Consider the following 14,404-nt stretch of genomic DNA (forward strand, 5'->3'; position numbering starts at 1 on the left):
TATCCGGAAGAGAAGTATTGACATGGAAACGAAGGATAAACTCATATGCTGTTTCGGTTTAGCTATGGCTAAGTTCATTATCGAGAACAGCCCTGCTGGTTGGACTATTAGAAGGAAAGTTCTTTACACTAGTTACGTCGTTCCCATATTATCTAGCAGAGAAGGCAAACAGGTTGATCCAATAAGTGTAGCGCGGACATATTTAAAACAGGGTAGTACATCAAATTTCAAAATGCTGTATTGGAGTTTAACTGACATTACTCCGCTGGAATTTGACACCCTTTTTAATCTATAAACAGAAAGCCCCTTGCATTGGTCCGCAAGGGGCTTTCTGTTTACTCCAGGCTTGGCACGTTGCGGAGGAAGGACTGCTTCGCTCCGCTCGCAACGATAGGCTTCCTAAGCTACACCCGAACCCGGCCGCACGGGGCTGCTGGGCTGCATGAGGCTGAGTACGCCGTCGGCGTTTTCGGCCATCAGGAGCATGCCCTGGCTTTGGATGCCTTTGATTTCGCGGGGGGCGAGGTTGAGCAGCACCTGCACCTGCTGGCCGATGAGGGCCTCGGGCAGGAAGTGCTCGGCAATGCCCGACACGATGGTGCGGGGCTCATCGAAACCAAGGTCTACGCTGAGCTTGAGCAGCTTTTTGGTTTTGGCTACCTTCTCGGCGGCCACGATGGTGCCGATGCGCAGGTCCATTTGCTGGAACTGCTCGAAGCTCACATCCTCTTTCGCGGGGGCGGCTACGGCGGCGGCCAGCTCGTTGGCTTTCTTGGTGTCGAGCAGCTTCTGCACTTGAGCTTCCACGGTGGCATCCTCGATTTTGGTGAACAGCAGCGCGGCTTCAGCCAGCTGGTGGCCGGCGGGCAGGGCATCGGGGCGGCCGGCCTGGGGCCAGGTGCCTTTCTCAGTGTTCAGCATCCGGCCCAAACGGGCGGCGGCTTCGGGCAGGAAGGGCTCCAGCAGCGTTACCAAGGCGGCGGCCAGCTGCAGCGACACGTGCAGCACGGTGCCGGTGCGGGCTTCGTCGGTTTTAATCAGCTTCCAAGGCTCCTGATCAGCCAGGTACTTGTTGCCGAGGCGCGAGAGGTTCATCAGCTCATTCAGAGCGTCGCGGAAGCGGTAGTTGTCAATCAGCTCGCCAATACGGGCCGGAAACTCCTGTAGCTGGCGCAGCACGTCCTCATCCTCGGTGGTGAAGCCCACGGCGGCCGGCACTTTGCCTTCGAAAAACTTGTGGGTGAGCACCACGGCCCGGTTCACGAAGTTGCCGAGGTTGGCCACTAGCTCGTTGTTGTTGCGTGCCTGGAAGTCTTTCCAGGTGAAGTCGTTGTCCTTGGTTTCGGGGGCGTTGGCGCAGAGCACGTAGCGCAGCACGTCGGCTTGGCCGGGAAAGTCCTGCAGATACTCGTGCAGCCACACGGCCCAGTTGCGCGAGGTGCTGATTTTGTCGCCTTCCAGGTTCAGGAACTCGTTGGCGGGCACGTTGTCGGGCAGGATGTAGTCGCCGTGGGCCTTCAGCATCGTGGGGAAGATGATGCAGTGGAACACGATGTTGTCCTTACCGATGAAGTGCACCAGCTTGGTTTCGGGGTCTTTCCAGTAGGTTTCCCAGGTGTCGGGCAGTAGGTCTTTGGTGGCTGAGATGTAGCCGATGGGCGCATCAAACCACACGTAGAGCACCTTGCCTTCGGCCCCAGCTACGGGTACGGGCACGCCCCAGTCTAGGTCGCGGGTTACGGCGCGGGGGTGCAGGCCCTGGTCAATCCACGATTTGCACTGCCCGTACACGTTGGTTTTCCAGTCGTTTTTGTGGCCTTCCACAATCCACTCGCGCAGCCAGGGCTCGTATTGGTCCAGGGGCAGGTACCAGTGCTTGGTTTCGCGCAGCACAGGCTGGTTGCCCGAGAGCATGGAGCGGGGGTTAATCAGCTCCGTGGGGCTGAGCGAAGTGCCGCACTTCTCGCACTGGTCGCCGTAGGCATTTTCGTTGCCGCAGTTGGGGCAGGTGCCTACGATGTAACGGTCGGCCAGAAACTGGTCGGCCTTCTCATCATAGTACTGCTCCGAAACCTGCTCGATGAACTTGCCCTCGTCGTAGAGCTTGCGGAAGAAGCCGCTGGCTACCTCGGCGTGGGTTTTGGAGGAAGTGCGGGAGTAAATATCAAACGACACGCCGAACTCCTGGAATGAGTCGCGGATGATGGCGTGGTACTTATCCACCACCTGCTGGGGCGTAACGCCTTCCTTCTGGGCCCGGATGGTGATGGGCACGCCGTGCTCATCGGAGCCGCAGATGAATTTCACGTCGCGCTGCTGGGCGCGCAGGTAACGCACGTAAATGTCGGCGGGCAGGTATACGCCGGCCAAGTGGCCAATGTGTACGGGGCCGTTGGCGTAGGGCAGCGCGGCCGTTACGGTATAGCGTTGGGGAAGAGAGGACATAATAACGGGCAAAAAACCGGAGTAAACGCCGCCGGAACCGGCAACGGGAGTGCAAAGGAACAAGGAATAAAGAGGAATACTGCTGCCGGCCATTCCTTAACCGGTTACGGAGGGCTGGTTGTTTCGAGGAATGAAGCCAGACCACCGCAAATCATAACATAGCTAACCTAAATTTCATCTGGCAATCCTTCTATATTTCGCCCACCTACTGCGGAGTTCTGCGTAGAGAAGCTTACACCTCCCCTCCCAATTCTCAAGCCATGAAAAACACAGACCAGGAAAAGCAGGACAAAAAGGCCCGTAAGCAGCAGAACGCCGCCGAAAAAGCCCAACGCAAAGCCGCCAAAGCCGCGCAGTCGACCACAACGGCCATCAACGACTCTAAAGCCAGCAAGAAATCCAGTCAGAAGAAGGCCCTGAAAACGGCCGCCAAGCAGCTGCAGAAGGAACTGGATGGCCGCATCAACGAAGTGGTGAAGCGCATCCGGCAGGAAACCAAAGCCAAGCTGAAAGAAGTGGTAAAAGACGCTACCCGCCGTTTGGATACGGACATGGAGCACCTGTTCGAGCAGGCTTTGCACACCATCGTTGGCCGCCACGAAGCCGGCACTCCCGCCGCCTCTGACAGCATTTCGACTGACTCCGTATCAACTAATTCTGTTAGCAGCTCCAGCAACGACACCACTGCTGCCAAAGCCCCGGCCCGCAACCGCTCTGCCAGCCGCCCCGCCGCTAAAGCCCCCGCCCGGCCGGTAGCAACCAAGCCAGCCGGTAAACCCGCCAGCACGGCTGCTAAGCCAGCCGCCCGCCCGGCCGCTAAATCCCCGGCTCGCTCAACTGCTAAGTCAGCAGCGCCAGCTGCTACATCAACTCCCGATACTGCGTCGGAAGCTGCTCAATAAACTACTCCCGCTTACATGCCAACGCCCGATTTCTCTGTGGAAGTCGGGCGTTGTGTTTTCCAGCTTACAATAGCCGACTTAGCGCGGCAGACGCAGAGTATCGGCGGGGGCGCCGTTTACGCGGCGCATGCGGGTTTCGGGCGTGGTGGTATTGTTGTCGTTGGTATTGAGGGTTTCGGGACGTTTGCGGGAGTTGATGCCGCTGGCCTGCTCCCGAATAGGCACCCGGCCGGGCGTGGCATCGGGCGCGGAGCCGCCGTAGCCAGCGTTGCTGTTGTAAGCCGCCTGCCGGTCGGCGTCGGTAACAATACGGGTAGGTGGGCGCTGCACGGCAGCTTCCTCCCCTACGGTTTCGGAGGCGGTGCAGGCCGCCAGTAGGGCCAGCGCCGGCAGTCCTACCCGAAGTTGATGATACAGGTTCATAACGAAAGCAAAGAAGCCGGCGCACCTCGCGCCGGCTTCTGTAGCTAACGAACTTACGGCTGGGAAGTTGACCTTATTCTCCGGCTTGAAGCTCTGCCCGGATACCGTCCCAGAGCTTCACGCGGGCCTGCATGCACTGCTCGGCAATGGCGGTGGCTTCCTGCCAGCGGCGGGCATCGTGGCCGCACAGCTCGCGCACCATTTGCTGAGCCAGCGGGGCGTGGGCTTCCTCATCCAGCTCAATGTGGCGGTTGAGGTAGTAGCTGAACGTATCGAGCTGGCCGGGGAAATGCTGAGTAAGGTCGGCCACGAGGTGGCGGAACATATCCGGAATTACATCCTCCCGGCCAAAGGTGAAGGCGGCGGCAATGGCGTGGGGCTGGCCAGAACCGATGATACGAAAGGTATCCAGTACAAACTCGCGCACCGAGGCTGGGGCCTGGGCCGCTTCCAGAGCCTGCTCTACGCTGGCTCCCTGCGCCAACGCGTCCAGCAGGCGTTCTACGGGGGCGGTGTCGGCGCCGCACTCCCGCATAGCGCGCAGGTACAGCTCGAAGTGGCTGGTGGGGTTGCCCTCGGGGTCTACGTCGGTTTCTTCTTCCAGCACAATATCATTGATGAGGCGGCGGGTGGCGGGGTTGCCGCGCGGCACCCAGGGCACTTCCACGCAGGTAAGCTCCCGCTGCAGGGCTTTCAGCAGCGACATAAAATCCCACACGGCAAACACGTGGTGCTGCATGAACACCCGCAAATCATGGAGAGAGTTCAGCGACTGGTACACGCCGTGGGCTATCAAGTGCCGGCGGGCCGGGGCGAGTGCCTGCTGTAGTTCAGCAATTGAATCAGAATGAACTTGGGTTGACATAGAACGAAGGGTAAGGGTACAGCGGAGCTTGCGCTCCACTGCTACAACAAACGAAATGGCCCGTTGGCTTGGATTGCCAACGAGCCACCGCGCAAAAATACAGCTCAACCGTTACTTGGCCTTCTCGAACACCATGCCGTAGGAATCCATGCAGTAGCGCAGGCCGGTGGGCTTGGGACCATCATCGAACACGTGGCCGAGGTGGCCGCCGCAGCGGGCGCACATAATGGCGTCACGGCTCATGCCCAAGCTGTTGTCGACGGCTACTTTCAGGCTGGCATCGGAGGCCGGGGCCCAGAAGCTCGGCCAGCCCGTGCCCGACTCAAACTTGGTAGCCGACGAGAACAGCAGGTTGTGGCAGCCAGCGCAGTAGTAGTTGCCCTTGGCGTGGTTGTTCCAGTAGGGGTTGTTATAGGGTTTCTCGGTACCCTCCTGTCGCAGAATGTAGTACTGCTCGGAAGTCAGCTGCTTGCGCCACTCGGCGTCCGATTTACGCACTGGAAACTCATCGGGCTTGCCGGTGGCGGGCTTGGCTTTGGGGTAAGCTTTGGCCGCCGATGAGGGGCTGGTTACCGGCCTAGGCGAGTCGGCCAGGTCCATCTTGGCGTCGTTTTTCTTTTGGGAGCAAGCCGGGTTCAGCGTCAGCACCGACAGCAGCAGAAACAGGAAGGGAAAGCGCATGCAGAATATGATAGTTGAGGGGAGAAAAGAAGCCGTACGCTACTAGGAGCGGGCCGCCAGCAGAACATACGCAACTAGACTACAGTTCGGTCTTACCCCCGACAAATAGCGTGGCCCCGCCTGCTGCGGGAACCTCAGGCGGCCAATAAGTTGTCTGCCTTCGCACCCGCAGTTTCTTCCTCTCTCATTAACAATTAATTACTGCGCGCTTTTGCCAGTTTCATTCCGTACCTTTGCGGCCGGAAAACCCTTTGTATGCAGAACATCCGGAATATCGCCATCATTGCGCACGTTGACCACGGCAAGACTACGCTCGTGGATAAGATCATTCACGCCTCGAAGATTTTCGGCGAACATCAGCAGTTCGACGACCTGATCCTCGACAACAATGACCTGGAACGTGAGCGGGGCATCACCATCGTCTCCAAAAACGTATCGGTACGGTACAAAGACGTAAAAATCAACATCATCGACACCCCTGGTCACGCCGACTTCGGCGGTGAAGTAGAGCGGGTACTGAAGATGGCCGACGGCGTGCTGCTGCTGGTGGACGCCTTTGAAGGTGCCATGCCCCAGACGCGCTTCGTGCTGAGCAAAGCCATTGACCTGGGCCTGAAGCCCATCGTGGTAGTAAACAAGGTGGACAAGGAAAACTGCCGCCCCGACGAGGTGCACGAGCAAGTGTTCGACCTGATGTTCAACCTGGGTGCTACCGAAGACCAGTTGGACTTCGTGACCCTGTACGGCTCTTCGAAGCAGGGCTGGATGTCGCGCGACTGGAAAGAGAAAACCGAGGACATCACCCCGCTGCTGGACGCCATCATCGAGGTAATTCCTCCGGCTCCCTTCATCGAGGGCACGCCCCAGATGCAGGTTACCTCGCTGGACTACTCGGCTTTCGTAGGTCGGATTGCCATCGGGCGCGTACACCGCGGCATGCTGAAAGAAGGCTCGAACATGAGCCTGATGAAAGCCGACGGCAGCATCAAGAAGGTGAAGATTAAAGAACTGCAGGTGTTCGAAGGCCTGGGCAAAGCCAAGGTTTCGGAAGTGCAGGCTGGCGAAATTTGCGCCGTAACCGGCATTGAAGGCTTCGACATTGGGGATACCCTCGCCGACGCCGACAACCCCGAGGCGCTGACCCGCATTGCCATCGACGAGCCGACGATGAACATGCTGTTCACCATCAACAACTCACCCTTCTTCGGTAAGGAAGGCAAGTTTGTAACCTCGCGCCACCTGCGTGACCGTCTGTACAAGGAAACGGAGAAAAACCTGGCCCTGCGCGTGCAGGAAACCGACCGGGAAGATACCTTCCTGGTGTACGGCCGCGGTATTCTGCACTTGTCGGTACTGATTGAAACCATGCGCCGCGAAGGCTACGAGCTGCAGGTTGGTCAGCCCCAGGTACTGTTCCAAGAAGATGAGAACGGCAACCGTTTGGAGCCCATCGAGCACTTGGTGGTAGACGTGCCGGAAGAAACGGCTGGTAAAGTAATTGAGCTGGTAACTCAGCGCAAAGGCGAGCTGACCATCATGGAGCCGAAAGGCGACCTGCAGCATCTGGAGTTCAACATCCCGTCGCGCGGCCTGATTGGCCTGCGTAACAACGTGCTGACCGCCACCGCCGGTGAGGCCATCATGAACCACCGCTTCACCAGCTACGAGCCATACAAAGGCACCATCCCCGGCCGCATCAGCGGCTCACTGATTTCGATGGAAAGCGGCCCCGGTACGGCCTACACCATCGACAAGATGCAGGACCGTGGCGAGTTCTTCGTGGACCCAGGCGAAGAGGTGTACGGCGGCCAGGTAATTGGCGAGCACACCCGCCCCAACGACCTGACCATCAACATTCAGAAAGGCAAGAAGCTGACCAACATGCGTGCTTCGGGCTCGGATGAAAACGTGAAGATTCAGCCCAAGCGCCAGTTCTCGCTGGAAGACGCTATGGAATACATCCAGAAGGATGAGTACCTGGAAGTAACGCCGAAGTCGGTGCGGATGCGCAAAATTCTGCTCGACGAAAACGAGCGTCTGCGCTCGGCGAAGAAAGAAGACTAGCTTTTACGAAGCTTGAATGCGTAAAAAGAGGGCGTAGCCAGTGGCTACGCCCTCTTTTTGTTTGCTCGGTCGAGTCAACAGCGCGTGACACCGGGAGGTTTCGCCAGTATTATGGTTACTGAGGCAGCGCCCCGTTCCTCCTACCTCGCCACTCATGCCACTCCACCCCGATTTTACGCCGGCCACTCGTCCACCGCGCTGGTCGCTGATGCGGCAGCGCTGGAGCAACCTGTTGTTTGCGCACTGGCCCGTGCCAGCGGAGGTGTTGCGGCCTTACCTGCCGCCCCGCCTGGAGCTGGACTTGTTTGAGGGGCAGGCCTGGCTGGGCGTGGTGCCGTTTACCATGAGCCATATTCGGCCGCTGGGGCTGCCGGCCGTGCCGGGCCTGAGCGCCTTACACGAGTTAAACGTGCGTACCTACGCTCGCTTGGACGGGGTGCCGGGCGTGTGGTTTTTGTCTTTGGACGCTACCCAGCCGTTGGGGGTGTGGGCCGCCCGTACCTTGTTCCACCTGCCCTACCTGCACGCCCGCATGCAACTCACCCGCACGGGCAATGCGTTGCAGGCTACGGCTACGCGCACGCACCGCGGTGAGGCCCCGGCTACTTTCGATGCTACCTGGCTGCCCGGAACAGTGTTGCCGTTGGCTCAGCCTGGTTCTTTAGCGTATTTCCTTACTGAGCGGTACTACCTCTATACGGCCGGCCACACGGTGCGGCCCCATGAACACACCACCGAGCTGTGGCGCGGCCGGCTCTGGCACCAACCCTGGACACTGCGCGAGGCCACGCTCACCCACTGGGAATCGACCTTGGTAGAAAGCCACGGACTGCCCACGCCGCAAGGGCCACCCCTACTGCACGCCGCCGATGCACTGGACGTATGGGTGGAGGAATTACGGCGGGTGTAACCGGTTACCGTTCCACCCGGAAATCTGGATAGCCGCGCACCTCTCCTTCCCTTGCTTCCACCTTGTCCACCCGGGCGGCGGGCGGGCCGTGGTGGCACCACGTTTCCAGCTGGCGTAACGCTTCGGTAGGGCCTTCGACTTCAATGGTCACGGTGCCGTCGGGGTTGTTGCGCACGGTGCCCGTAAGCCCCAGGCGGCGGGCCTCTTGCTGCGTGCTTTGGCGAAAGAAAACGCCCTGTACGCGGCCGTGAACATGGATGGTGCGGTGCTCAACAGATGGGCTCATGGAGTTACTTGCAAGTACCAGCGGGCTACGGAATCCTGCTGCCAGCGGGTGTTCTGAAACGGGTTTTCGGCGGAAAGCATACGCCCGGGTAGGCGGCGGCGTTGCAGCCGGTGCGTGGCAGTGTTGTACTCGTCGAGGTAGATGGCGGGCGCGGGGGCTTCGGTGCGTTGACTTACACTGTCTTTAATAAAAGTCTGCGTAGTGGTATCCGGGCTGAATAATCGGGCCAGTGTCCGGCGGTCGGGAGCCAGGTAGTAGGCTTCCGTAGGCTCACTAAAAACGCTATGGATTGAATCGGGCAGAGCCGGAAATTCCACCGCAAAACCCTGGAGCTGTTCCAGGTCGAACAGGGTGCCGGAAGTATCGGTACGCGGCACCCACACAGCCCGGCCGTCAGCCAGTAGCGCAAAGGTGGGCGGATAATTGTCCTTCGTCTCGGTACCGGCAAGGTAAAACCGGGCCCCAGCCGGGGTAAGCTGTAGCAGGTAAACGGCCTGGCTGATGTTTCCATACGGATGGCAACGGACGCGCACCAGCCACCGACCCGATTGGTGCGGCACTGCCTGGATATCCTGCATGCTAGAAGCTACTGAATCAAACGAACACACGTTTTGTGGCAACAGGAGCTGCCCGCGGTACCGGACCTCGAAACTCAGTGTATCATACGAGGTAAAGATGAACAGATTGGTGGTTTTGCGCACGTGGTAGCGCAAAACTAGTGGGGCGTACCTGGAGGTATTCTCGGCTGTGAACTCAGACGTGGAGCAAGCCCCGAACACCAGTACCACCAGCAAGCCGCCCAGCAGCAGGCGGGCGCGCCACGGGGCCGGACGGGCAGAAGCTGATTTCGGCATAGCAACTGAACAGGATAAACGCGCAGGTTGGGCCCAAGATAGGACCTGCGCACAATTCGGCGCGGCCACAACTACCCGCCAAAGCTGCGCGTTACCTTCGGGCAGATTTTCTTTCCCCTGCCTTCCCGCTCATGCGCTACCTGCTCCGCAACTGCACCATTTATACCGGCTCTACCGTACTGCCCCATCATACGCTGCTCATCCACAACGGCCTCATTGAAGCGGTGCTACCCGAGGTAGCTGCCCCTACTGACGTGCCCACCGTAGATGGCGGGGGCCTGAACGTAGCGCCCGGCTTGCTGGATTTGCAGGTATACGGGGCCGAGCAGCAGCTCTTTTCCGTGACGCCCACCCAGGCGGCCCTAACTACACTTACCCAGTTTGCTTTCCGGCAAGGTACTACCGGCGTGCTGGCCACCATGCCCACCAACTCCTGGGATATGATGCGGCAGGCGCTAGAAGCCGGTCGGGAGTTTTGCCGGGAGCAACCAGGCCTGCTGGGCATTCATCTGGAGGGACCCTACATCAACCCGCTCAAGAAAGGCGCACACCAGGCCGAATTCATCCGGGAGCCTACAGTATCTGAGGTGGAAGAGCTGCTGCAGCTGGGTGGGGGAATCCTGAAAATGATAACGCTGGCCCCCGAAATGGCCTCGGCGGCGGTAGTAGCCCGCCTGCGCGAGGCCGATGTAGTCGTGTCGGCCGGGCACTCCAATGCTACCTACGAGCAGGCCACGGCGGGTTTCCGGCAGGGCTTTTCGGCGGCTACGCACTTGTTTAATGCCATGTCGGCGCTGCAGGGGCGGGAGCCGGGCATGGTGGGAGCGGTGTATGATTCGGCTACGGCCTACGCCAGCATTATTGCGGATGGAGTACACTGCAGCTACGACGCCGTGCGCATCAGCCAAAAACTGCTGCGGGAGCGGTTGTTCCTGATTACCGATGCCGTGACCGACAGCCAGCAAGGCGCTTATCAGTTCCGGCGCGAAGGCAACCACTTCGTGGATGCCCAGGGTACGCTGGCCGGCTCGGCCCTGACGCTGCCAGAGGCCATCCGCAACTGCGCGCGGCACGTGGGGTTGCCTTTGGAGGAAGCTTTACGGATGGCCTCCCTGTATCCGGCCCAGGTACTGGGCCTCGACCACGAGCTAGGCTACCTCAGCAGCTCCTACCGTGCCGATTTCTGGCTGTTTGACAACGACCTAACGCCGCACGCCACCGCCCGGGCGGGTGAGCTAACCTGGCACTAGCGCTTCAGATCATCTTCAGAAACGCTCCGGATGTTTGCGCTATCATCTGCTCAACTGCTTATGCGTTTCATTTTACTATTCGGGCTACTATTGCTGGCCCCGGCCGCCTGGGCCCAATACACAGTGCAGGTACAGGTGCGCGACTCCGTAACCCGGCAGCCGCTGCCGGCCGTGAGTGGGGCCATTCGGGGCACGGCGCTGGGTGCCTCTTCCGATGCCCAGGGCCAGCTCACTATTCCCAACGTACCCGGCCCCACGGTCGAGGTGGTGCTGAGCTTTATTGGCTATAAGCTGAAGACGGTGCGGGTGAATCTGCCCCAGTTGGCTCCGGCCACGGTACTGCTGGCCCCGGATGCCAATGCTCTGGATGAAGTAATAGTAACCAGCACCCGCACCAACTCACGCATTGAGGACCTGCCCACCCGGGTAGAGGTGCTGGGCGAGGAGGAGCTGCAGGAGGAAAACGCCATCAAACCCGGCAACATTGCCTCGTTGCTGGGCGATATTGCCGGCACCCAGATTCAGCCCACCCAGCCCACCACCGGCAACGCCGATTTGCGCATCCAGGGCCTGCAGGGCCGCTACTCGCAGATGCTGCGCGACGGGCTGCCGCTGTTTGGGGGCTACGCCGGCTCCTTCGGGATTTTGCAGGTGCCCCCGCTAGATTTGCGGCAGATTGAGCTGATTAAGGGCTCCAGCAGCACACTGTACGGGGGCGGGGCTATTGCCGGCCTAGTGAACCTCATCAGCAAGCAGCCCCGCCTGGGTAGTCCGGAGCGCAGCCTCACCCTCAACCAGAGCACCCTGCGCGAAACCAACCTCAACGGATTCGTATCGGGCCGCAACCAGCGGGTGGGCTACACCTTGTTTGCGGGCGGCACCCGCCAGCAGGACGTGGATGTGGATGGCGACGGGTTCACCGACGTGCCCCGCCTGCGCAACTTCACGGTGCACCCGCGGCTGTTTTACTACCCCAACCGCCTGGGCCAGCTGGCCGTGGGCTACACCAGCACCGTGGAGGACCGCCGTGGCGGCGACCAGCAGGTGGTGCGCGCCGGCCCCGACGCGCTGCACCAGTACTTCGTGACCAACCGCATGCAGCGCCACACCGCCGACCTAGTGTACACCCAGGACAGCGTGGGTGGCGGCAGCCTAACAGTAAAAGGCACCGCGAGCAGCTTCGATAGGCGCGTGACCACCAATACCGTGGGGTTTCGGGCCCGGCAGCTGTCGTATTTCTCGGAGTTGAGCTACCTGCACCGCCTGGGCCGGCAGCACACCGTGGTAGCAGGCCTGAACGTTAACGGCGAGCAGCTGCGGCCCCAGGATGGCCCTTCGGCCCTGCCGGCCGGCAACTACACGTATAGCACGGTGGGCGGCTTTGTGCAGGATGACTGGCAACCCGTGCCCCAGCTCACGGTGCAGGGCGGCCTGCGCCTCGACCACCATAACCAGTACGGTAACTTCCTGCTGCCCCGGCTGGCGCTGCTGTACCGGTTTTCCGAAAGCGTAACGTCGCGCCTCAACGGCGGCCTGGGCTACCGCGTGCCCGTGCCCTACGTGAACGACCTAGATGAGCGGGACTACCCGCAACTGCAGCCCCTGGTGGGCCTGCGGGCGGAGCGCTCCACCGGCCTGAACTGGGACGTGAACTATCAGCACCATGCTGGCGAGCTGACCCTGACTCTCAACCAGTCGTTCTTCTACACCCGCCTCAACTCCCCGCTGGTGCTGCCCGATTACGGCCTCACGCCCGGCAGTACACCGCTGGCCTGGTACAACGCCGGCCAGCCCGTGGTGAGCCAGGGCTTTGAAACCTACGTGCGCCTGCGCCAGGACGAAACCGAGCTGTACCTGGGCTACGTGTTTACGGACGCCCGCCGCCGCTATGACCCGGTGAACCCACACGTGGAGCTGGCTGCCCGCCATAAGCTGGCCGCCGTGGCCACCCAGGAGTTTACCGAGCACTTTGCCGCCGGCATTGAGGCCAGCTACACCGGCCAGCAATACCTTTCCGATGGCCGCCGCACGCCGGGTTACCCCATTGTGGCCGCGCTGCTGCGCTACACCCAAGGCCCGCTCACGCTGGTGCTCAACGGCGAAAACCTGCTCGACTACCGCCAGACGCGCCGGGAAAGCGTGGTTTTAGGCTCCCGCCTCAACCCCAACTTCCCCCAGCTCTGGGCTCCGGTGGAAGGGCGGGTACTGAACCTATCGGCCACGGTAAAGTTCTAAAACTTGCGCGGCCTTTCTGGGCAATTGAGTATCTTGGCGAAGAAAGCTGGTGCATCGGCTTACCCGTTGTCCTATCATTATGTATTTCTTTACCACCGTTGCCAGCAGACGTTGCGGCTTGCTATTCCTGTTGCTGATACTGGCCGGTGCGGCCCGGGCCCAGTTGGGCGAGCCGGGCCCTATGCCGGAGCAGCCTGCACCCTACGAATTCCGGCTTACGGAAGCATCTTTTGAGGAGGCCTACGGGTTTAATGATACTGCCCGGGCAGTTATCCGGCTATACTACAGCAAGTGGAACACCGGGCGCCGCATCATGCAGTTTGCCGGCTACCCAGTACCGTTGGTATCGGCCGTAGGGCGACACATGGGAGAAACCACCACCAGCTCCGGCGTCATCGTACCCAACGCTGGCACATATTACTACGACCCCTGGGTGGCCCCAGTGGCGTTCAGCCTGTTGGGCGTATCGGCGTTTGGTTTGGGCAAAGCCACCGCCTGGAACCGTCGGCAACTGTACACGGCCATCCGGCAGTACCGGCTCACGCATAAGCTGCCAGCCCAGGTAACAGCCCGGCTGCTGGCTCCTTATCTGCAGGCAGTGCAGCAGGATGGCTACGTGCCGTTGCCTACTGCTCCCGCTGCCGTACCGCCTCGAAAGTAAGAATGGCGGTGGCGGTGCTGACGTTCAACGAATCAATGGCGCCGCGCATGGGGATGATGATGGTCTGGTCGCAGGCTTGCATGAGCTCGGGCGTGAGGCCGTCGGCTTCAGTGCCCATTACCAGGGCCGTGGGGCCGCGGAAGTCGCAGGTGGTGTAGGGTACGGCCGCATCGGTGAGGGCCGCGGCGTACGTACGAATGCCGTGGCGCTGGCACCAGGCCAGCAGTTCGGGGCGGGTGGTGGCAATGGTGGGCACCGTGAACGAACACCCAATGCTGCTGCGGATGGCGTTGGGGTTAAACAAATCGGTGCGGGGGTCGCACACCACTACGGCCGTGGCCTGGGCCGCGTCGGCGGTGCGCAGAATGGCCCCCAGGTTGCCGGGTTTCTCCACGGCTTCCAGCACCAGCAGCAGCGGGTTGGTCGGCAAAGGCAGCGTGTCCAGCGTGAGGTGGGGCGGGCGGGCCAGGGCCAGCACGCCGTCGGAGCCTTCCCGGTAGGCCACTTTCTCAAACACAGCCTTCGACACCTCAAACCAGTCCGTAGGCCCGTTGCCGAATAGCTCCTGCAGCTGCTGCAGCCGCTGCGGACCGGCCAGATCGGAGCACACGAATAGCGCGGTAATGCCCACCCCGGCCCCCTGGGCAATGGTTAGCTCCCGCAGGCCCTCAATGATGGTGAGTCCCTGGGCCCGCCGCTCCGACGATTTCTGCTGCAGCTTCAGTAGGTTTTTGATGCGCGGATTCTGGGGGCTGGTAATGGGGTCGAGGGGCATGTGATGAGCAGTTGAGCGGCCGGCTGGAAAAGTGGGCAAAGATACGGAGGCCA

The 14,404-nt window shown here is 60.7% G+C and carries 13 protein-coding genes; 6 read left to right on the forward strand and 7 right to left on the reverse strand.

What is annotated here, in order from left to right:
• Nucleotides 1-399 precede the first annotated feature (399 nt).
• Nucleotides 400-2,445 (reverse strand): methionine--tRNA ligase, encoded by a 2,046-nt coding sequence (gene metG, locus LF252_RS18490; protein ID WP_226271074.1) that lies wholly within the window; start codon nt 2,443-2,445, stop codon nt 400-402.
• Between the two features lie 260 nt (nt 2,446-2,705).
• On the opposite strand from metG, the gene LF252_RS18495 reads away from it, so the two are divergent.
• The gene (locus LF252_RS18495; protein ID WP_226271075.1) at nt 2,706-3,347 is read left to right on the forward strand and encodes a hypothetical protein; all 642 of its coding nucleotides are present in this window, start codon (nt 2,706-2,708) and stop codon (nt 3,345-3,347) included.
• 78 nt (nt 3,348-3,425) lie between these two features.
• On the opposite strand, the gene LF252_RS18500 is transcribed toward LF252_RS18495, so the two are convergent.
• The 3 genes from LF252_RS18500 to msrB all read right to left on the reverse strand — a co-directional run bounded on the left by LF252_RS18500 (nt 3,426) and on the right by msrB (nt 5,316).
• Nucleotides 3,426-3,770 (reverse strand): hypothetical protein, encoded by a 345-nt coding sequence (locus LF252_RS18500; protein ID WP_226271076.1) that lies wholly within the window; start codon nt 3,768-3,770, stop codon nt 3,426-3,428.
• 73 nt (nt 3,771-3,843) lie between these two features.
• Nucleotides 3,844-4,635 (reverse strand): DUF3050 domain-containing protein, encoded by a 792-nt coding sequence (locus LF252_RS18505; RefSeq protein ID WP_226271077.1) that lies wholly within the window; start codon nt 4,633-4,635, stop codon nt 3,844-3,846.
• A 111-nt stretch (nt 4,636-4,746) separates the two neighbouring features.
• Nucleotides 4,747-5,316, reverse strand: a complete 570-nt coding sequence (gene msrB, locus LF252_RS18510) for a peptide-methionine (R)-S-oxide reductase MsrB (RefSeq protein WP_226271078.1) — start codon at nt 5,314-5,316, stop codon at nt 4,747-4,749.
• Between the two features lie 255 nt (nt 5,317-5,571).
• Here msrB and typA point away from each other — a divergent pair, with 255 nt between their 5' ends.
• Nucleotides 5,572-7,380: a translational GTPase TypA gene (typA, locus tag LF252_RS18515; protein ID WP_226271079.1), complete on the forward strand. Its 1,809-nt coding sequence runs from the start codon at nt 5,572-5,574 to the stop codon at nt 7,378-7,380.
• A gap of 154 nt (nt 7,381-7,534) precedes the next feature.
• Nucleotides 7,535-8,290 (forward strand): YqjF family protein, encoded by a 756-nt coding sequence (locus tag LF252_RS18520; protein WP_226271080.1) that lies wholly within the window; start codon nt 7,535-7,537, stop codon nt 8,288-8,290.
• Between the two features lie 4 nt (nt 8,291-8,294).
• On the opposite strand, the gene LF252_RS18525 is transcribed toward LF252_RS18520, so the two are convergent.
• Both LF252_RS18525 and LF252_RS18530 read right to left on the reverse strand, forming a co-directional pair.
• Entirely contained in the window at nt 8,295-8,576 is a 282-nt protein-coding gene (locus tag LF252_RS18525; RefSeq protein ID WP_226271081.1) for an acylphosphatase, read from the reverse strand.
• Nucleotides 8,573-9,430, reverse strand: a complete 858-nt coding sequence (locus LF252_RS18530; RefSeq protein ID WP_226271082.1) for a hypothetical protein — start codon at nt 9,428-9,430, stop codon at nt 8,573-8,575. Before LF252_RS18530 ends, LF252_RS18525 begins: the two co-directional genes overlap by 4 nt.
• Before the next feature lie 131 nt (nt 9,431-9,561).
• Here LF252_RS18530 and nagA point away from each other — a divergent pair, with 131 nt between their 5' ends.
• The 3 genes from nagA (at nt 9,562) to LF252_RS18545 (ending at nt 13,576) form a co-directional block, all read left to right on the forward strand.
• A complete protein-coding gene (nagA, locus tag LF252_RS18535; RefSeq protein ID WP_226271083.1) occupies nt 9,562-10,680 on the forward strand; it encodes an N-acetylglucosamine-6-phosphate deacetylase in 1,119 nt (372 codons plus the stop codon).
• 60 nt (nt 10,681-10,740) lie between these two features.
• Nucleotides 10,741-12,915, forward strand: coding sequence for a TonB-dependent receptor (locus LF252_RS18540; protein WP_226271084.1), 2,175 nt, complete (start codon nt 10,741-10,743; stop codon nt 12,913-12,915).
• A gap of 79 nt (nt 12,916-12,994) precedes the next feature.
• The gene (locus LF252_RS18545; protein WP_226271085.1) at nt 12,995-13,576 is read left to right on the forward strand and encodes a hypothetical protein; all 582 of its coding nucleotides are present in this window, start codon (nt 12,995-12,997) and stop codon (nt 13,574-13,576) included.
• Here LF252_RS18545 and LF252_RS18550 read toward each other — a convergent pair.
• On the reverse strand, nt 13,542-14,351 hold the full coding sequence (locus tag LF252_RS18550; RefSeq protein WP_226271086.1) for a TrmH family RNA methyltransferase: 810 nt from the start codon (nt 14,349-14,351) through the stop codon (nt 13,542-13,544). The genes LF252_RS18545 and LF252_RS18550 overlap by 35 nt on opposite strands.
• Between the last annotated feature and the right edge of the window lie 53 nt (nt 14,352-14,404).

Origin of the sequence: Hymenobacter pini, from assembly GCF_020421205.1 — a bacterium.
Classification (GTDB): domain Bacteria; phylum Bacteroidota; class Bacteroidia; order Cytophagales; family Hymenobacteraceae; genus Hymenobacter; species Hymenobacter pini.

Bases quoted from the DNA above. Each gene is read 5' to 3' on its own strand.
- metG (WP_226271074.1), bottom strand. From the start codon at position 2,445: ATGTCCTCTCTTCCCCAACGCTATACCGTAACGGCCGCGCTGCCCTAC.
- LF252_RS18495 (WP_226271075.1), top strand. From the start codon at position 2,706: ATGAAAAACACAGACCAGGAAAAGCAGGACAAAAAGGCCCGTAAGCAG.
- LF252_RS18500 (WP_226271076.1), bottom strand. From the start codon at position 3,770: ATGAACCTGTATCATCAACTTCGGGTAGGACTGCCGGCGCTGGCCCTA.
- LF252_RS18505 (WP_226271077.1), bottom strand. From the start codon at position 4,635: ATGTCAACCCAAGTTCATTCTGATTCAATTGCTGAACTACAGCAGGCA.
- msrB (WP_226271078.1), bottom strand. From the start codon at position 5,316: ATGCGCTTTCCCTTCCTGTTTCTGCTGCTGTCGGTGCTGACGCTGAAC.
- typA (WP_226271079.1), top strand. From the start codon at position 5,572: ATGCAGAACATCCGGAATATCGCCATCATTGCGCACGTTGACCACGGC.
- LF252_RS18520 (WP_226271080.1), top strand. From the start codon at position 7,535: ATGCCACTCCACCCCGATTTTACGCCGGCCACTCGTCCACCGCGCTGG.
- LF252_RS18525 (WP_226271081.1), bottom strand. From the start codon at position 8,576: ATGAGCCCATCTGTTGAGCACCGCACCATCCATGTTCACGGCCGCGTA.
- LF252_RS18530 (WP_226271082.1), bottom strand. From the start codon at position 9,430: ATGCCGAAATCAGCTTCTGCCCGTCCGGCCCCGTGGCGCGCCCGCCTG.
- nagA (WP_226271083.1), top strand. From the start codon at position 9,562: ATGCGCTACCTGCTCCGCAACTGCACCATTTATACCGGCTCTACCGTA.
- LF252_RS18540 (WP_226271084.1), top strand. From the start codon at position 10,741: ATGCGTTTCATTTTACTATTCGGGCTACTATTGCTGGCCCCGGCCGCC.
- LF252_RS18545 (WP_226271085.1), top strand. From the start codon at position 12,995: ATGTATTTCTTTACCACCGTTGCCAGCAGACGTTGCGGCTTGCTATTC.
- LF252_RS18550 (WP_226271086.1), bottom strand. From the start codon at position 14,351: ATGCCCCTCGACCCCATTACCAGCCCCCAGAATCCGCGCATCAAAAAC.